The 17,650-nt window shown below is 71.8% G+C and carries 13 protein-coding genes; 7 read left to right on the forward strand and 6 right to left on the reverse strand.

What is annotated here, in order from left to right:
* Nucleotides 1–6: 6 nt before the first annotated feature.
* Nucleotides 7–3,060 carry an alpha-mannosidase gene (locus ACIQNU_RS27485; protein ID WP_401371559.1) on the reverse strand — a complete coding sequence of 1,018 codons (3,054 nt, stop codon included), beginning with the start codon at nt 3,058–3,060 and terminating at the stop codon, nt 7–9.
* A 197-nt stretch (nt 3,061–3,257) separates the two neighbouring features.
* Here ACIQNU_RS27485 and ACIQNU_RS27490 point away from each other — a divergent pair, with 197 nt between their 5' ends.
* Nucleotides 3,258–3,695, forward strand: a complete 438-nt coding sequence (locus ACIQNU_RS27490; RefSeq protein WP_401371560.1) for an ATP-binding protein — start codon at nt 3,258–3,260, stop codon at nt 3,693–3,695.
* 109 nt (nt 3,696–3,804) lie between these two features.
* Here the strand turns inward: ACIQNU_RS27490 and ACIQNU_RS27495 are convergent, their stop codons facing one another.
* On the reverse strand, nt 3,805–4,887 hold the full coding sequence (locus tag ACIQNU_RS27495) for a DUF2637 domain-containing protein (protein ID WP_401371562.1): 1,083 nt from the start codon (nt 4,885–4,887) through the stop codon (nt 3,805–3,807).
* A 190-nt stretch (nt 4,888–5,077) separates the two neighbouring features.
* Entirely contained in the window at nt 5,078–5,977 is a 900-nt protein-coding gene (locus tag ACIQNU_RS27500) for a (2Fe-2S)-binding protein (protein WP_401371564.1), read from the reverse strand.
* Between the two features lie 97 nt (nt 5,978–6,074).
* Between ACIQNU_RS27500 and ACIQNU_RS27505 the strand changes: the two genes are divergently transcribed.
* Nucleotides 6,075–6,881 (forward strand): GntR family transcriptional regulator, encoded by an 807-nt coding sequence (locus ACIQNU_RS27505; RefSeq protein WP_401371565.1) that lies wholly within the window; start codon nt 6,075–6,077, stop codon nt 6,879–6,881.
* A gap of 577 nt (nt 6,882–7,458) precedes the next feature.
* On the opposite strand, the gene ACIQNU_RS27510 is transcribed toward ACIQNU_RS27505, so the two are convergent.
* Together ACIQNU_RS27510 and ACIQNU_RS27515 are read right to left on the reverse strand one after the other, a co-directional pair.
* Nucleotides 7,459–8,205: a hypothetical protein gene (locus ACIQNU_RS27510; protein WP_401371566.1), complete on the reverse strand. Its 747-nt coding sequence runs from the start codon at nt 8,203–8,205 to the stop codon at nt 7,459–7,461.
* A 196-nt stretch (nt 8,206–8,401) separates the two neighbouring features.
* Nucleotides 8,402–10,129 carry a PucR family transcriptional regulator gene (locus tag ACIQNU_RS27515; protein WP_401371624.1) on the reverse strand — a complete coding sequence of 576 codons (1,728 nt, stop codon included), beginning with the start codon at nt 10,127–10,129 and terminating at the stop codon, nt 8,402–8,404.
* A 307-nt stretch (nt 10,130–10,436) separates the two neighbouring features.
* On the opposite strand from ACIQNU_RS27515, the gene ACIQNU_RS27520 reads away from it, so the two are divergent.
* From ACIQNU_RS27520 to ACIQNU_RS27540, 5 genes are all read left to right on the forward strand, one after another.
* Entirely contained in the window at nt 10,437–11,327 is an 891-nt protein-coding gene (locus ACIQNU_RS27520) for an FAD binding domain-containing protein (RefSeq protein ID WP_401371567.1), read from the forward strand.
* Nucleotides 11,327–11,863, forward strand: coding sequence for a (2Fe-2S)-binding protein (locus ACIQNU_RS27525; RefSeq protein ID WP_401371568.1), 537 nt, complete (start codon nt 11,327–11,329; stop codon nt 11,861–11,863). The genes ACIQNU_RS27520 and ACIQNU_RS27525 overlap by 1 nt, the downstream gene beginning before the upstream one ends.
* A gap of 1 nt (nt 11,864) precedes the next feature.
* On the forward strand, nt 11,865–14,249 hold the full coding sequence (locus ACIQNU_RS27530) for a xanthine dehydrogenase family protein molybdopterin-binding subunit (RefSeq protein WP_401371570.1): 2,385 nt from the start codon (nt 11,865–11,867) through the stop codon (nt 14,247–14,249).
* A gap of 160 nt (nt 14,250–14,409) precedes the next feature.
* Nucleotides 14,410–15,867 (forward strand): NCS2 family permease, encoded by a 1,458-nt coding sequence (locus ACIQNU_RS27535; RefSeq protein ID WP_401371571.1) that lies wholly within the window; start codon nt 14,410–14,412, stop codon nt 15,865–15,867.
* A 37-nt stretch (nt 15,868–15,904) separates the two neighbouring features.
* The gene (locus tag ACIQNU_RS27540) at nt 15,905–17,047 is read left to right on the forward strand and encodes an XdhC family protein (protein WP_401371573.1); all 1,143 of its coding nucleotides are present in this window, start codon (nt 15,905–15,907) and stop codon (nt 17,045–17,047) included.
* A gap of 16 nt (nt 17,048–17,063) precedes the next feature.
* Here the strand turns inward: ACIQNU_RS27540 and ACIQNU_RS27545 are convergent, their stop codons facing one another.
* Complete coding sequence (locus ACIQNU_RS27545) at nt 17,064–17,516, reverse strand: SRPBCC family protein (RefSeq protein WP_401371575.1); 453 nt, start codon at nt 17,514–17,516, stop codon at nt 17,064–17,066.
* Nucleotides 17,517–17,650: the final 134 nt, after the last annotated feature.

Genomic DNA, 17,650 nt, shown 5'->3' on the forward strand with positions numbered 1-17,650 from the left:
CCGCGGCTATACGGGACGCAGCCGCAGCGTCAGGATCTGGAACGGCCGCAGCGCCAGCCGGAGACCCGTGTCACCGGTGTCGGCGGGGGCCAGTGGCCGTTCCAGCAGATCGGTCACCTCGGCCCGCGCCACCGGGAACGACGCCGTGAGCGTCGCGTCCGCGCGCCCGCCCCGCGACTCGTACAGCCGCACCACGACATCGCCGCTGCGGTCCTCCGCGAGCTTCACCGACTCGATCGTCACCGCCGGATGGTCGACCGCGACCAGCGGCGGCAGCTCCGGCGCCTCGGCGACCCGCAGCGGCAGATTCAGCGCCAGACCCTCCGCCACGGCGTCCCCGACCCCCGCGCCCGGCAGCAGCGCGTAGGTGAACCGGTGGGTGCCGAGGTCGGTCTCCGGGTCCGGGCTGTGCGGCGCCCGCAGCAGCGTCAGCCGGACCGTGGTGCCCAGACCCCCGTCGTACGGGGTACGCGTCACGTCGTGCCCGTACGTCGAGTCGTTGAGGACCGCGACCCCGTACCCCTCCTCGGCGACCCGCAGCCAGCGGTGCGCGCAGATCTCGAAACGGGCCGCCTCCCAGCCGGTGTTGGTGTGCGTCGGCCGGTGCACATGCCCGAACTGGATCTCGGCGGCCGACCGTTCCGCGTGCACGTCCAGCGGAAAGGCCGCCTTGAGCACCTTCTCGGACTCCCGCCAGTCGACATCCGTCACGAAGTCGACCCGGGCACTGCCCGCCGTGAGCCGGATGTCCTGCGTGATCCGCGAACCGCCGAACACCCGCACCACCCGGACCACGGCCCGCAGCGGCCCGGACTCGACCAGCTCCACGGACTCGGCGGCCGTCAGATCGGTGTGCCGGCGCCGGTAGTGCCGGTCGATGTCCCAGGCGTCCCACTTGTTGGGGTGATCGGGGTGCAGTTGAAGGAGGTTCGCGGGCGAGCCCGGCGCCAGGACCTCGCGGTCCGCGCGCAGATCACGGACCGACGCGACGAGCCCGGCCGCGTCGACGGTGACGCGCAGCAGACCGTTGTCGAGGACCAGGGAGCCGTCGGGCCGGCCCACCAGCGCGGTCACCTCCGTCTCCGGGACGGCCGCCGTGATCCGTGCCGACGCCAGCGCGCCCACGGTCACCAGCGCGGCCGGCGCTCCTTCCGGCGTGACCACCTCGGTCCGCCCGTACGGCGACGCGTTGAGCACCGAGGGCCCGCCGCCACCCAGCGCGCGGACCGCACCTGCCGTGATCTCCTCCAACTCGGCAAGCACCCGCGCGTAGGTGTCCCGGGCCTCCCGGTGCACCCACGCGATGGACGACCCCGGCAGGATGTCGTGGAACTGATGCAGCAGCACCGTCTTCCAGAGCCGGTCGAGCGCGTCGTACGGATACGCGTACTCCGTACTGCGCAGCGCGGCGGCCACGCACCACAACTCGGCCTCCCGCAGCCGGTGTTCGGAGTACCGGTTGCCCTGCTTCGTCTTGGCCTGCGTTGTGTACGTCGCCCGGTGCAGCTCCAGATACATCTCCCCGGACCACACCGGCGCCTGCGCCCCGTACTCCTCCTCGGCCGCCGTGAAGAACGCCGACGGACGCTCGATCTCGACCGTGGGTGAGCCCTCCAGGGAGCGCAGCCGGCGCGCCTTCTCCAGCATCTCGCGGGTCGGACCGCCCCCGCCGTCGCCCCAGCCGAACGGCACCAGGGAGCGCGTCGCCCGCCCCTTGTCGGCGAAGTTCCGCTCGGCGTGCGCGAGTTCACGGGCGTGGAAGTGCGCGTTGTACGTGTCCACGGGCGGGAAGTGCGTGAACACACGCGTGCCGTCGATGCCCTCCCACCAGAAGGAGTGGTGCGGCATCTTGTTGGTCTGGTTCCAGCTCAGTTTCTGCGTCAGGAACCACCGCACCCCCGCGAGCCGCGCGAGCTGCGGGAAGGCCGCCGTGTACCCGAAGGAGTCCGGCAGCCAGATCTCCTCCGTCTCCACGCCCAGCTCCTCGGCGAAGAACCGCTTGCCGTGCACGAGCTGGCGGGCCAGGGCCTCACCGCCGGGCATGTTCGCGTCCGACTCCACCCACATCGAACCCACCGGCGCCCAGGTGCCGTCCGCGACGGCCTGCCGGATCCGCTCCCAGATGTGCGGCTGGTTCTCCTTCACCCACGCGTACTGCTGCGCCTGCGAACACGCGAAGACCAGCTCCGGGTAGTCACGGGCGAGGGCGGTCACGTTGGCGAAGGTCCGGGACGCCTTGCGGACCGTCTCGCGCAGCGGCCACAGCCACGCCGAGTCGATGTGCGCGTGCCCGGCGGCCGACACCTTGTGCGCGCTCGCCGACGCGGGCCGCGACAGGGCCTCCGCCAGCTCGGCGCGGGCGGCGGACGCGGTGCCGGACACGTCGTGCAGATCGAGCGCGTCGAGCATGTTCTCCAGGGCCCGCAGGATCTCGTGCCGCCGGGGCAGCGCCGGGTCCAGCTCGTGCATCAGCTCCGACAGGACCTCGACGTCGAGGATCAGATGCCACACCTCCTCGTCCAGTACGGCGAGGTCGGCGGCGGCGAACCGGTACAGGGGCCGGTCCCCGGCCGTCAGGACGTCACCGAGCGGGGTCGGCAGGAAGTCGTGCAGGACGGCCGGGTTCGCCGCCGCCTCCAGGAGCAGCGCGACCGGCTCGCCGCCCCGCGCGGGGGAGCCGACGGTGAGATGCCGGTTGCGCGGGTGGATGCCCTTGATCGGTACGCCGGACGTGTCGTAGAGCATGCCCTCCGCCTGGAAGCCGGGCCCTTCCCCGGTGAAGCCCGGGTCCACGACCACCTCCACGGTCCGGCCCGCCCACGCCTCGGGCACGGCGCCGTCGAGCCGGAACCAGCTCGTCGACCAGGGCCTGCCCCACTCCGTCCCGGTCGTGAACGGCTCGTACGCGGCGGACAGGGCATCGGCGACGGGCACCGGCTCGCCCGGCGCGTGCCACACGGTCAGGGTCAGCGGAACGCGTTCGGCGTACTGGGCGGGGCGGACGAACTGGCGCATGGCCCGATCGAGTCGGCCCTCCACCAGCAGTCGGTCGTCGTGCACGGCGGCTCCTTCAGGTACTCGTTCAGCGACTCGCGCGGGTACTCGCACAGATGGTCCACCGCAGTGCCTTCCCCGCGCGGGGCCGGCACACCCGGCCGATGCGGGAGCAAAGCCATGCGTGCCGACCGCCGGGACGGGCATGCATCCCGTGTACGTGTTCGAGCAAGGAGGGTGGCATCGGCGTGCAGGCGGGGGTCATGACGGGGGAGAGCACGGACGACCCGGGGGAAGGACCGGAGAGCGGGGAACGTATACGACGGCTGCGGCGGCGTCTCGCCCGGTCGGATCTGCGGGCGGTGCCCGAGGCGCGGCGCGCGGTGCGGGAGCTGCTGAGCCACTGGGGGAGGCCGGACGGGGCGGCGACGGCGGAGTTGCTGACCAGCGAACTCGTCACCAACGCCCTCGTCCACACCGATCAGCACGCGATCCTGACCGTCACGGCGGACCCGGACCGGCTGCGCGTGGAGGTACGGGACTTCACGGAACGCCGCCCGAAGCCGCGGGTACCGGCCGCCGACGACGGTACGAGCGGGCGGGGGCTGTTCCTGGTGGAGGCCCTGGCGGACGCCTGGGGGGTCCTCGGGCAGGGCGTGGGGAAGGTGGTGTGGTTCGAACTGGACGGCGCCTGGACCTGACCGTACGGACTGACCGTACGGGCGCCGGGCCCCGGGAATGCGGTCGGGGCGGGGTACGGACCATGCCGTACCACCGCCCCGCTCCACCGCTCACTCGGCCGACTACTGCTCAGCCGAACTGCTGTTCAAGGTCCTTGAGCTTGCGCTCCAGGGAGTCGAGCCGGGGCAGTGCCTGGGTGTCGTCCTCGGCGGTGAGGTCGACGGTCCGGGACTCACTGCGGTAGTCACTCCGGAACTCACTGCCGGAGCCGATCGCCTGCAGCGACGGCCGGGCGCGCAGCGGCAGTTGCTCCGGCTCGGATATCGCAGGCTCCACGCCGGCCTGCCCACCGCCGGATCCGGCGGTGACGGCGGGCGGACCCTCGACGTGCGGGACCTGGCGTCCGCCGCCGCGCGGCCAGCCGCGCCCGTGGCCCCGGCTGAGCGCCTTGAGCTGCGCCCGCTTCAGCTTGTCCTGGTCGCGCCGGAGCAGTCGGTTCTGCTCGTTCGCCCGGCGGTCCTCACGGACCTCCTCGACGGCCTCGTCCAGGGTCCGCACATTCTCAAGCAGCATCAGCGACCAGGCGGCGAACGTCTCACGGGGGGCGCGCAGCCAGCGGACGATACGGATCTGCGGCAGCGGACGCGGTACGAGACCCTGCTCACGCAGGGCGGCACGGCGGGTCTGCTTCAGCGCGCGGTCGAACAGGATGGCGGCCGACAGGGACATTCCGGCGAAGAAGTGCGGGGCGCCCGCGTGGTCGATGCCGCGCGGTGCGTGCACCCAGTTGAACCAGGCGGCGGCGCCGGCGAACAGCCAGACCAGGAGCCGGGAGCCGAGGGCCGCGTCACCGTGGCTGGCCTCGCGTACCGCGAGCACCGAGCAGAACATGGCGGCGCCGTCGAGGCCGAAGGGGACCAGGTACTCCCAGCCGCCGGACAGGTTCAGATTCTGCTGGCCGAAGCCGACCAGGCCGTGGAAGGAGAGCGCGGCGGCGACGGCCGCGCAGCAGAACAGCAGGGCATAGGAGGCGGTCCCGTATATGGCTTCCTTGCGCCTGCGGCGCTCCTCGGTGCGCTCCCACGAGTCGTCGGCGGCGTCCTTCTCCTTGGCCTTCCTGGTCCGCGCGAGCACCGCGACCGCCGCCAGAATGCCCAGGAGCAGTACGGCGCCCGGAAGCAACCAGTCCAGCGATATGTCGGTCAATCTCATGGTGTGGGTCCCTCGCATCGCAGTAGGGCGTTTCGGGCGCCATAGTGGCTCAATCCCGGTTCCGCTCTGGGGGTTTCGGTGAAAGGGAACGCCAAAGGTGGTGCCGGGGTACGCCAAGAGCAGGCATCTTATCGAACTCACGCTTGCGGATGGCGCGTTCCGTTCGATTAACGCCACCCTTACGAGGGGTTCACGTGGAAGGAGCGGCACACAGCCGTGTCACGCGCTCCTCGTCACCGGTACGGGGGCAGGTGACGCACGTGTCCTCGGGGCGCAGCGTATAGAAGAGGCAGCAGCTCGCGCGGTCCCGGGTGGGCAGGGACTCGCCCTGCGGGCCGGTCAGTGTACGGAAGCCCGGGGTGCCGACGTACGGTTTGGTGGCGCCGGGCAGCAGGGCTTCCAACTCCCGCATGCCGCGCGGCTCTTCGCCGACGAGATCGGCGATGTACCAGAGTCCTTCGACGATCTCGTCGGTCGCCATGCCCCACAGGGCGCGGCCACGGCGCCGCATGCGCGGGCCGAACCCGCCGAGCACCGGCGCGAGATGTTCGGCGACGGCGTCCCGCACCTCGGCGCGCAGGGCTTCCTCGTCCGGTACGGTGCGGGCGCCCGGGAGGGTGGCCGCGGGGTCGTCCGGCAGACAGGCGAACTCCTCGACGCGCACGGCCCAACGGCCTTCGGCGCGGTGGTGGGAGACCTGTTCGGCGGGGAGGCGGGGGACCCTGCGGTGCAGGAACCAGGGGACCGTGATCAGCAGACAGGCCGGCCAGGCGTAGCGGTGCAGGCCGAAGCTGGCGACCACGTCGGGGCGGGCCCGCTGCCCGTAGTCCTCGACGACCTGTGCGTCGTCCCAGGCGAGGAACGCGTCGAGGGCGGGGCCGCCCGCCGCGAGCGCCGCCGCCGGGACCCAGCCGCCGTCCGCCGGCAGCGCGTCGGCCGGGCCCAGCTCCTCGATCCGCAGCTCCGGGAAGACCTCCGTCAGCCGGGTGTACGCGTCCTTGACCGGCGATCCCGAGAACACCGTCGGGTGTACGGGACGGCCGGAATGCCGGGCGTGCGGGGCGCTCGCGGCCAGGGCGGGAACGGTCATGCGGGACCACCGAATCACGATCGTCAGCAGGTTAGGCTTACCTTACCCGAAGTGATCGCAGTTTGAACTGCGGTCGGCTCGGCCTATCGTTCTGCGGGTGAGACCACACAGCCGCCAGGGCGTCCCGGACCGGACCGCGACGGGTGAGGCGCGGGCCGCCGAGGCGCCCCGGGTACCGCCGCAGGCCCCGGTTCCGGTCGCGCCCGACGGAGAGGTCCGGGGTGAGCACGTCCGGGGTGAGCACACGCACTCCGAGAGCCCGATGCCGCGCCCCCGGGTCCCGGTCGTCCAGCGGGCCAGTGTGCGCGGACAGGTGCTCGCCGCCCTGCGGACCGCCCTCGTGGACGGGGACCTGGTGCCGGGCGAGGTCTACTCGGCACCGGTGCTCGGTGAACGCCTCGGGGTCTCGGCCACGCCCGTCCGCGAGGCCATGCAGCAGCTCGCCGTCGAAGGCGCCGTCGAGGTGGTGCCGAACCGGGGCTTCCGGGTCACCCGGCGCAGTGCGCGGGAGCTGGCCGAGCTGGCGGAGGTACGGGCGCTCATCGAGGTACCCGTACTGCTCCGGCTCGCCCGGACCGTGCCGGCGGCCCGCTGGGCCGAGCTGCGACCGCTCGCCGACGCGACCAGCGCCGCCGCGGCGGTCGGTGACCGGGCGGGGTACGCCGAATCCGACCGCGCCTTCCACCGCGGGCTCCTGTCGCTCTCCGGCAACGAACAGTTGGTCCAGGTCGTCGAAGACCTCCACCGCCGAGCCCAGTGGCCGGTAATGACGGGCCCCCTACCCCACCGCCGAACCAACCTCCTGACGGACGCGGCCCAACACGTGTCCCTACTGGACGCCCTGACAGCGGGCGACACCACAAGAGTCCAGTCCGTACTACAGACCCACTTCACGGCGTCCTGATCAACGGCCCCGCCCCGCTGCCCTCCCACCCGGAGGGCCTGGCGGAACGGGTGACGGCGTCCGCCGTTTCGAATGCCGCCGGACTCTGACCGTGGTGGCGCACCACCGCTGCGGCGGGATTCATTTCGGCGGGGCCTCGGATGGCGGTGTTGGTGCGCGCCGCGTGGTGGCGTTCCGTCCGGTGGAGTGTGTGACGGCGTGGGCTGTCTCGTGTGTCGGGCTTGGGGGGCAGGTTCGGGTGGGTGGTTCGGTGCCCCGCCGTGGCCCTTCTCGCCCGGAGGGCGAAGTTCTTTCCGCCGCAGTGGTGGCGCGCCCACTGTGCGGTGGGTCCGGCGGTATGGGTGACGGTGTCTGCCGTCTCGTATGTCGGGCTTGGGTCGGCAGGTTTGGGTGGGTGCTTCGGCGCCCCGCCGCGCCCCTTCCCGCCCGGAGGGCGAAGTTCTTTTCGCCGCAGCGGTGGTGCGCCACCGTGTTGCGGGTCCGGCGGAATCGGTGACGGCGTCTGCTGTCCTGGGGTTCGGCGGGGCCCCGCCGCGTCGGGGCGGGCGGGTGGGGGGAGTACCGGTCGAGGGCGGGCCTACGGGAGTGGGGCCATGTGCTTCGGGATTCCGTCCAGGAGGCGGAGCAGGCGCGTTGCCTCCTGGCGGAGGCGGGTGGCCTCCGGCTCCGGTTCGGTCTGGGCGAGCGCCGCGAGCGCGGGGGCGGTGCCCACCAGGAACCCCAACTCCTCAAGGAGCCGCAGCGATTCCGTGAACCCGTGCCGCGCCTCCGCCAACTCCCCGTCCAGGAAGGCCAGTCCGGCGAGGTGATGCCAGGTGAACGACAGCAGCAACTGGTCGCCGTGCGCCGTGGCGCCGGCATGCGCCCGCCGGTACGCCGCGCGAGCGGACTGCGGGGACTCCGACAGGTTCTCGGCGATCAGCCCCCGCCGGAAGTCCAGGAGAGCCCGCCCCCGCGCCCCGGGGGCGATCAGCGCGGCGGCCCGCCCCAGCGCGGACCGCGCCTCGTCCGCCCGGTCCCGCACCCCGAGCAGCGTCGCCGCGTACGCCAACTGCCCCCGCTCGCAGGCCGCGGCCCCCCGCTGGTCGTCGTCCCCGGCCAGCGCCTCCGCCGTCCGCAGCGCGTCCTCGGCCTCCGCCCAGCCCTGCTCGGTGTACAGGCACCGCTCCACCAGAAGCGACGCCCGCTGCAACGCCGCCCCCGCGTCGGTGACCGCGAGCCGGTCGAGAAGCGCCGCCGCGTCGGTCCAGCAGGCGCGTGAGCGCAGCCGCCATACCGCGGTCTGGAGGGGATCGTGATTTTTGGTCGTTCCGGTACCAGACATGGCGGTATGCGCCACGTTGCCCTCCCCGAGCACACCCTTGTGATCCTGAGCCGATGCGGAATCTCAGCACGGATGCACGCGCCCGGCCAAGGGGGTGGGTGAAGGATTTCACAAAGTCATGGATCACGCGCCGTCCACGGCGCCCCTTGATCCACCCGCGGCACACCCGCCGCACCCCCTCGCCCCCCTTGCGGCGTCAGCTCATCCGCAGGGCGAGGAAGAAGTCGAGCTTGTCCTCCAGGCGCGAGAGATCACGCCCCGTCAACTGCTCGATACGGCCGACGCGATAGCGCAACGTGTTGACGTGCAGATGCAGCCGCGCCGCGCACCGCGTCCAGGACCCGTCGCAGTCGAGGAACGCCTCCAGCGTCGGGATCAACTCGGCCCGGTGCCGCCGGTCGTACGCCCGCAGCGGATCGAGCAGCCGCGCCGTGAAGGCCCGCCGCACGTCGTCAGGGACGAACGGCAACAGCAGTACGTGCGACGCCAGTTCGTGGTGTCCCGCCGCGCACACCCGCCCGGGGCGCGCCGCCGCGACCCGCCGTGCGTGCCGGGCCTCCTCCAGGGCGCCGCGCAGCCCCTCGGCGGAGTGCACGGCCGCGCTGACGCCGATCGTGAGCCGCCCGTCGTCCGCGAGCCCGGCCGTCAGAGGCCCCCGTACCGACCGCAGCAGTGTGTCCGCGAGCAGCCCGGTCTCCTCTTCGGCCTCCGAGTCCCCGGAGTCCGGGGAGTCCCCGGCCGCCCCCACCCCCGTACCGGACAGCTCCGGCACCGCGGGCAGCGGTACCAGCGCGACCGCCTCGTCCCCGGTGTGCGCCACCGCGATCCGGTCCGACGGCTCGGGCCCCGCCGACAGCGGGTCGACAAGGATCTCCTCCAGGAGGGACTGGGCCACCGGACCGCCCTCGATCTCACCGCCGTCCCACTCGACGCGCGCCACGACCACCTGCCAGTGCGGCGCGCTGCCGAGCCCCGGAAGCAGCACCGGCGCGGCGACCCGCAGCCGCGCCGCGATCTCGGCGGGCGCGGCGCCCGTCTGGACCAGCTCCAGGATCTCCTGGGCGAGCCGCCGCCGTACCGTACGGGCCGCGTCCCGCCGGTCCCGTTCCACCGCGATCAGCTGGGTCACGCCCTGGAGCAGGTCGAGCCGTTCGTCGGGCCAGTCCCCGGCGTCCGCGTCGACGGCGAGCAGCCAGTCCGACAGGACCGTCTCGCGCACGTCCCGCGACGCCGCCACGGCGCCGCGCCCGCTGCCCCGGATCGGGAACAGCGAGTACACCGTCCCGCCCACGGTCACCCGGTGCGGCCCCCGCCGCCCGGACCGGGTCGCGGCCAGATGCCCGGCGGCGAGCGCCTGGCACACCTCGCCAAGCAGCGCGGGCCCCGACCCCCGCGCGCCCGCGACGGTCCGCCCGGCGGGCGACAGCACCCAGGCCCGCAGATCGAGGTCGGTCCCGAGCAGATCGAGCACGACGTCCGGGCCGCCGCCCGCGGGGCCCGAGGTCATCAGGCGCCGGTGCCGGTCCACGACGGCCGCCAGATCCCCGGCCCGCTCGCCCGACACCTGCCGTACGACGTGCTCGGTGATCGTCGCGAACGCCACCCGCTCGTTCACCGCGAACAGCGGCAGCCGGTGCCGGGCACAGGCGGCGACGAGGTCGTCCGGGATGTCCCCCAGCTCGGCCTCGCCCGCCGCGAGCGCGGCCACGCCGGCGGCCGACAGGATCCGTACGAAGGGTTCCGCGTCGTCCGCGCCGCGCCGCCAGGCGAGACCGGTGAGGACCAGCTCGCCGCCGGAGAGATAGCGGCTGGGGTCCCGCAGGTCCGTCGTCATCACACCGCGTACGGTGCGGTCCAGCTCGTCCTCGCCGCCGAGCAGCCGCAGCCCCAGCGCGTCGGTGTCCAGAAGTGCGCGCAGCCGCATGTCTCGTCGCCGCCGATCTGTCGCGATGCCGTGCGTCCGCATCTCCATACATCCATGCATTCGCGCATCTGTTCGAATGGCCGTGGGGGTGGCCGGTGCTTGTGGTTTCCGAAGGAAGTCGAGGGGGTTAAAGCGCCTCATCCTTCATACGAATCTACAAGAGGGAGCGGTTGGCCAGCCAACTCCTTCATGGTTTCGGTGACTGACACTGGTGGTGTACGGAGCTGTGTACTGACCCCACTCCGGCCTCGGGACCGCTCTCCCGGACGCGGGGAAACGGCCCACGACACGAATGAAGAGAGCCGCCATGGACTTCCTTCGCCCTGCCAGCTGGGAGGAGGCGCTCGCCGCCAAGGCCGAGCACCCCACCGCTGTGCCGATCGCGGGGGGCACCGATGTGATGGTCGAGATCAACTTCGACCACCGCAGGCCGGAGTACCTTCTCGACCTCAACCGCATCGGTGAGCTGAGCGAGTACGAGGTCGGCGCGGAGTCCGTACGGCTCGGCGCCTCCGTCCCGTACACCCGGATCATGGAGAGTCTCCGCCGCGAACTGCCCGGCCTCGCCCTCGCCTCGCACACCGTCGCCTCACCGCAGATCCGCAACCGGGGCGGCGTGGGCGGCAATCTGGGCACCGCCTCACCCGCGGGCGACGCCCACCCGGCGCTGCTCGCCGCGGGCGCCGAGGTCGAGGTCGAGTCGGTGCGCGGCTCCCGCCGTATCCCCATCGACGCCTTCTACACGGGCGTCAAGCGCAACGCACTCGCCGCCGACGAACTCATTCGCGCCGTGCATGTCGCCCAGGCCGACGGACCGCAGCAGTACGCGAAGGTCGGCACCCGCAACGCGATGGTGATCGCCGTCTGCGCCTTCGGGATCGCCCTGCACCCCGCGACCCGGACCGTCCGTACCGGCATCGGCTCCGCCGCGCCGACACCCGTTCGGGCCAAGGACGCCGAGATCTTCCTGACCTCGGTGCTCGAAGAGGGCGGCTTCTGGGAGAACGGCCGGGTGATCACCCCGTCGGCCGTGAAGCAGTTCGCCGACCTGTGCGCGGCGGCCTGCAACCCCATTGACGACGTCCGCGGCACCGCCGCATACCGCAGGCACGCCGTCGGCATCATGGCCCGCCGCACGCTGACCTGGACCTGGGAGTCCTACCGCGGTACCGCCCGCGCCACCGAGGGAGCTGCGTAATGCGCGTGAACTTCACGGTCAACGGCCGTCCGCAGGAAGCCGACGACGTCTGGGAGGGCGAGAGCCTGCTGTACGTCCTGCGGGAGCGCATGGGCCTGCCGGGCTCGAAGAACGCCTGCGAACAGGGCGAGTGCGGCTCCTGCACGGTCCGACTCGACGGCGTCCCCGTCTGTTCCTGTCTGGTCGCCGCCGGACAGGTCGAGGGCCGCGACGTCGTCACGGTCGAAGGACTCGCCGACTTCGCCAGACAGCGCGCCGAGCGCACCGGTTGCGCGGGCCACTCCGCCGGCGAAGGCACCCCGCTCTCGCCCGTCCAGCAGGCGTTCATCGACGCGGGCGCCGTCCAGTGCGGTTTCTGCACCCCGGGCCTGCTCGTCGCCGCCGACGAGATGCTGGAGCGCAACCCGAACCCGTCCGACGCGGACATCCGCGAGGGCCTGTCCGGCAACCTGTGCCGCTGCACCGGCTACGAGAAGATCATGGACGCGGTCCGGCTGGCGGCGGCCCGCCAGGACCGTCAGGGAGAGGCGGTCTGAGATGGGCACCACCGGCACCCCCACCCACCTCACCCAGGGCACCCGCACCAAGGGCGGCATAGGCGAGTCCACCCTCCGCCCCGACGGCACCCTCAAGGTGACCGGCGAGTTCGCGTACTCGTCGGACATGTGGCACGAGGACATGCTGTGGGGCCAGATCCTGCGCTCCACGGTCGCCCACGCGGAGATCGTGTCCATCGACACCTCCGAGGCCCTTGCGCAGGCGGGCGTGTACGCGGTCATGACGTACGACGACCTGCCCACGGACGTGAAGAACTACGGCCTGGAGATCCAGGACACCCCCGTCCTCGCCCACGGCAAGGTCCGCCACCACGGCGAGCCCGTCGCGATCGTCGCCGCCGACCACCCGGAGACCGCGCGCCGCGCCGCCGCCAAGATCAAGGTCGAGTACCGCGAACTCCCCGTCATCACCGACGAGGCGTCCGCGACCGCGCCCGACGCGATCCTGGTCCACGAGGGCCGCACGGATCACCACATCGGCCATGTCCCGCACCCCAACATCGTCCACCGCCAGCCGATCGTGCGCGGCGACGCCGGTGAGGCCGCCGGGCGCGCCGACGTCATCGTGCGCGGCGAGTACACCTTCGGCATGCAGGACCAGGCGTTCCTCGGCCCCGAGTCCGGGCTCGCGGTGCCCGGCGACGACGGCGGCGTCGACCTGTACATCGCCACGCAGTGGCTGCACAGCGACCTGCGGCAGATCGCCCCTGTCCTCGGACTGCCCGAGGACAAGGTCCGGATGACGCTCTCCGGTGTCGGCGGTGCCTTCGGCGGCCGTGAGGACCTGTCGATGCAGATCCACGCCTGTCTGCTCGCCCTGCGCACGGGCAAACCGGTCAAGATCGTCTACAACCGCTTCGAGTCGTTCTTCGGCCATGTCCACCGCCACCCCGCGAAGCTCTTCTACGAGCACGGCGCCACGTTCGACGGCAAGCTCACGCACATGAAGTGCCGGATCGTCCTGGACGGCGGCGCCTACGCCTCCGCGTCCCCGGCGGTCGTCGGCAACGCGTCCTCGCTCGCCGTCGGCCCCTACGCCGTGGACGACGTCGACATCGAGGCGATCGCGCTCTACACCAACAACCCGCCCTGCGGGGCGATGCGCGGCTTCGGCGCGGTTCAGGCGTGCTTCGCCTACGAGGCACAGATGGACAAGCTCGCGGACAAGCTGGGCATGGACCCGGTCGACCTGCGCCGGCTCAACGCCATGGAGCAGGGCACCCTCCTGCCGACCGGCCAGCGCGTCGACTCACCGGCCCCGGTCGCCGAACTCCTGCGCCGCGTCAAGGCGATGCCGATGCCGCCGGAGCGCCAGTGGGAGACCACCGAGGGCTCCGACGTACGCCAACTGCCCGGCGGACTGTCCAACACCACGCACGGCGAAGGTGTCGTACGGGGTGTCGGCTACGCGGTGGGTCTGAAGAACGTCGGCTTCTCCGAGGGCTTCGACGACTACTCCACCGCACGCGTCCGGCTCGAAGTGGTCGGCGGTGAGGCGGTCGCCGTGGTGCACACGGCGGCGGCGGAGGTCGGCCAGGGCGGTGTCACCGTCCACGCACAGATCGCCCGTACCGAACTCGGTGTCACCCAGGTCACCATCGCCCCGGCCGACACCCAGGTCGGCAGCGCCGGTTCCACCTCCGCGTCCCGGCAGACGTATGTCACCGGGGGCGCCGTCAAGAACACCTGCGAGCATGTCCGCGAGGACGTCCTGGAGCTGGGCCGCCGCAAGTTCGGCACCTACCACCCGGCCTGGGCGACCGCCGAACTCCTCCTGGAGGGCGGCAAGGTCGTCACGGACGGCGGCGAAGTGCTCGCCGACCTCGCGGACGTCCTCGGGGACGACACCGTCGACCGCGAACTCGAATGGCGCCACCGCCCCACCGAACCCTTCGACCTGCGCACCGGTCAGGGCAACGGGCATGTCCAGTACTCGTTCGCCGCGCACCGCGCCGTCGTCGAGGTGGACACCGAACTCGGCCTGGTCAAGGTCATCGAACTGGCCTGCGCCCAGGACGTCGGCAAGGCGCTCAACCCGCTGTCCGTGCTCGGCCAGATCCAGGGTGGAACCATCCAGGGCATGGGCGTCGCGGTCATGGAGGAGATCATTGTCGACCCGAAGACCGCGAAGGTACGCAACCCGTCCTTCACGGACTATCTGATCCCGACCATCCTCGACACGCCGGTCATCCCCGTCGACGTGCTCGAACTCGCCGACGACCACGCGCCGTACGGGCTGCGCGGCATCGGCGAGGCACCCACCCTGTCCTCGACCCCGGCGGTCCTGGCAGCCATCCGCCAGGCCACCGGCCTGGAACTCAACAGAACTCCGGTTCGTCCAGAACATTTGACCGGTACGGCGTAAGCACCGCCGTAGAACCAACCGCCTCAAAGAAACACCCCGGTACATCACATCTCGGGCCGTCCCCCGGGTCGTGCAGCCGACACACCATCCCAAATCCCGCACCGGATCTCCCAGGAGCCCCCGGACGGGTGCCCCTGTGAACCTTGGGAGTTAGGCAACCATGACCCAATCCTCAGTGGAGCCGACGACCACCGCCGAAGACGCGGGCGCGGGTACGCGCCAGCCGGCCGGCCGGTCCTGGCTCGACCGCTACTTCCACATATCCGGAAGAGGATCCACGGTCGCGCGTGAGGTGCGCGGCGGCGTCACCACCTTCATGGCGATGGCGTACATCCTCCTGCTCAACCCGCTGATCCTGTCCGGCAAGGACGTCGCCGGGAACACGATGGGGCAACAGGCCCTCATCACCGCGACGGCGTTCGCCGCAGCGCTCACCACCCTCCTGATGGGCTTCGTCGGCAAGGTGCCGCTCGCCCTCGCCGCCGGACTCTCCGTATCCGGGGTGATCTCCTCGCAGGTCGCCCCCGCCATGACCTGGCCGCAGGCCATGGGCATGTGTGTGATGTACGGCGTCGTGATCATGCTTCTGGTGGTCACCGGGCTCCGCGAGTTGATCATGAACGCGATTCCGCTCGCGCTCAAACACGCCATCACCATGGGCATCGGCCTGTTCATCGCGCTGATCGGCCTCTACAAGGCCGGATTCGTCCACCAGGGCAAGGCGACCCCGATCACGCTCGGCCCGGCCGGTGAACTCGCCGGCTGGCCCGTCCTGCTGTTCGCGGTGACCCTGCTGCTGATCTTCATGCTCCAGGCCCGCGAGATCCCGGGCGCCATCCTCATCGGCATCATCAGCGGCACGGTCGTCGCGGCGGTCCTCAACGCGGCCGGTGTCATCGACCCGAAGCAGTGGGCGAACGGCGCTCCCGAACTGCACGGCGGCGCGGTCTCCGCACCCGACTTCTCGCTGTTCGGCAAGGTCGAGTTCGGCGGCTGGGGCGAGGTCGGCGCGATGACGGTCGGCATGATCGTGTTCACGCTCGTGCTCGCCGGGTTCTTCGACGCGATGGCCACCATCATCGGCGTCGGCACCGAGGCCAAGCTCGCCGACGACAAGGGCCGGATGCCGGGCCTGTCCAAGGCGCTGTTCATCGACGGCGCGGGCGGGGCCGTCGGAGGAGTCGCGGGCGGCTCAGGGCAGACTGTGTTCGTGGAGTCGGCGACCGGCGTGGGCGAAGGTGCCCGTACCGGACTCGCCTCGGTCGTCACCGGACTGTTCTTCGCCGCCTGCCTGTTCTTCACGCCGCTCACCGCGATCGTGCCGCAGGAGGTCGCGTCCGCCGCGCTCGTCGTCATCGGCGCGATGATGATGATGAACGCCCGGCACGTCGACTGGGGCGACCGCGCCACCGCGATCCCCGTCTTCCTGACGGTCGTGATCATGCCGTTCACGTACACCATCACGGCGGGTGTCGCGGCCGGTGTCATCTCCTACGTCGCCATCAAGGTCGCCCAGGGCAAGGCCCGGGAGATCGGCGCGTTCATGTGGGGCCTGACGGTGATCTTCCTCGTCTACTTCGCCCTCAGCCCGATCGAAGGCTGGCTCGGCGTCCACTGACGCGCGACGCCCTCCACGCACCCGTAAGGAGACCGAAATGCTGGACATCGCCGACGAGTTGCACCGGTGGGTCGGGCAGGGCCGTGGATTCGCCGTGGCGACGGTGGTGGCCGTGGGCGGCAGCGCGCCCCGGCAGCCGGGCGCGGCCCTGGCCGTGGACTCCGAGGGCACCGCGATCGGTTCGGTGTCGGGCGGGTGTGTGGAGGGCGCGGTCTACGAACTGTGCCGGCAGGTGATGGAGGACGGCCGCCCGGTCCTGGAGCGGTTCGGTTACAGCGACGAGGACGCCTTCGCGGTGGGCCTGACGTGCGGGGGTGTCATCGACATCCTGGTCACCCCCGTCCGCGCGGACGCGCCGGAGCGGGAGGTGTTCGCGGCGGCTCTGGCGGCTGCGGCGGCAGGCGAACCGGCGGCGGTGGTACGGGTCGCCGACGGGCCCGCCGAGCTGATGGGGGGTGTGATGGTGGTGCGCCCCGACGGGTCGTGTGCGGGTGGCTTCGGTGGGGACGAGGGGCTGGAGCGTACGGCGGTGGGGGAGGCGCTGGCACTTCTCGACGTGGGGCGGACGGGGACGGTGGAGGTGGGTGCCTCGGGTTCGCGGTGCGGTGTGCCGGTGACGTTACTGGTGGAGTCGTCGGTGCCGGCGCCCCGGATGATCGTGTTCGGTGCGATCGACTTCGCGTCGGCGCTGGTGCGGATGGGGAAGTTCCTCGGCTACCGCGTGACGGTGTGCGACGCGCGGCCGGTGTTCGCGACGAGGGCGAGGTTTCCGGAGGCGGACGAGGTGGTCGTCGACTGGCCGCACCGCTATCTGGAGGGTACGGAGGTGGACGGCCGGACGGTGCTGTGTGTGCTGACGCACGACGCGAAGTTCGATGTGCCGCTGCTGCGGCTGGCGTTGGGGCTGCCGGTGGCGTACGTGGGCGCGATGGGGTCGCGGCGGACGCACGAGGACCGCAACCGGCGGCTGCGTGAAGTAGGTGTGTCGGAGTGGGAGTTGGCGCGGCTGCGTTCGCCGATCGGGCTCGACCTGGGGGCGCGTACGCCGGAGGAGGTGGCGGTGTCGATCGCTTCGGAGATCGTCGCCCACCGCCGGGGCGGCAGCGGTGTGTCCCTGACCGGAGCGCACACCCCGATCCACCACGACGCCCCGGCGGACCGCCTCGACCCGGTCGCCTGACCGCGCCTGAACCTGCTCAAGCGTCCGCCAGCAACCGTCCGACCGCCCTGCCGAACAGCACCCGCCCCGCCCCGGCCAGCGGACCGTCGAAGGCGGACGGCAGCCACCGCACCCGCAGCTCCTCCCGCCACACCACCCGGGAGCCCGGACCGCCGTGCGCGTGGACCTCGATCTCCGCCCAGCCCGTGACGAAGGTGCCGCGCTTCTCCAGCCGGCACAGCCCCGCCGTCGTCGCGGTCGGCGGGCGCCAGACCACGACCTCCATCGGGTCGTCGAACCCCAGACGCCCGACGCCGGTACGGGCGACGAAGCGGGTTCCGGTGCGGGTTCCGGTGCCCGGCGGCGGGGGAGTGGCGACCGTGACCCGCGTGAACGGAACCGCCGTACCGTGCCGGGGCCAGTCCGTGAGCCGGCCCCACACCTCCGTGGGCGGCAGCGGGGATTCCCGTACGAGTGTGATGAGGGCCACTCGTGGATCGTAGGCGGCCTGTCGTGGCGGGGGTGTCTGCGGCACGATGGGCGCGACCGTATTCGCGTTTTCGGAGGGGCGGCCCATGGACCCTTCACGCCCGGCATCACCAGTATCCCCGGTATCCCCGGCAC

Source organism: Streptomyces sp. NPDC091292 (assembly GCF_044757265.1).
GTDB lineage: Bacteria > Actinomycetota > Actinomycetes > Streptomycetales > Streptomycetaceae > Streptomyces.

Coding starts and splice junctions, on each gene's coding strand:
- ACIQNU_RS27530 (WP_401371570.1), top strand. CDS start 11,865: ATGGGCACCACCGGCACCCCCACCCACCTCACCCAGGGCACCCGCACC.
- ACIQNU_RS27495 (WP_401371562.1), bottom strand. CDS start 4,887: ATGAGATTGACCGACATATCGCTGGACTGGTTGCTTCCGGGCGCCGTA.
- ACIQNU_RS27490 (WP_401371560.1), top strand. CDS start 3,258: ATGACGGGGGAGAGCACGGACGACCCGGGGGAAGGACCGGAGAGCGGG.
- ACIQNU_RS27515 (WP_401371624.1), bottom strand. CDS start 10,129: ATGCGGCTGCGCGCACTTCTGGACACCGACGCGCTGGGGCTGCGGCTG.
- ACIQNU_RS27510 (WP_401371566.1), bottom strand. CDS start 8,205: ATGTCTGGTACCGGAACGACCAAAAATCACGATCCCCTCCAGACCGCG.
- ACIQNU_RS27525 (WP_401371568.1), top strand. CDS start 11,327: ATGCGCGTGAACTTCACGGTCAACGGCCGTCCGCAGGAAGCCGACGAC.
- ACIQNU_RS27540 (WP_401371573.1), top strand. CDS start 15,905: ATGCTGGACATCGCCGACGAGTTGCACCGGTGGGTCGGGCAGGGCCGT.
- ACIQNU_RS27535 (WP_401371571.1), top strand. CDS start 14,410: ATGACCCAATCCTCAGTGGAGCCGACGACCACCGCCGAAGACGCGGGC.
- ACIQNU_RS27500 (WP_401371564.1), bottom strand. CDS start 5,977: ATGACCGTTCCCGCCCTGGCCGCGAGCGCCCCGCACGCCCGGCATTCC.
- ACIQNU_RS27520 (WP_401371567.1), top strand. CDS start 10,437: ATGGACTTCCTTCGCCCTGCCAGCTGGGAGGAGGCGCTCGCCGCCAAG.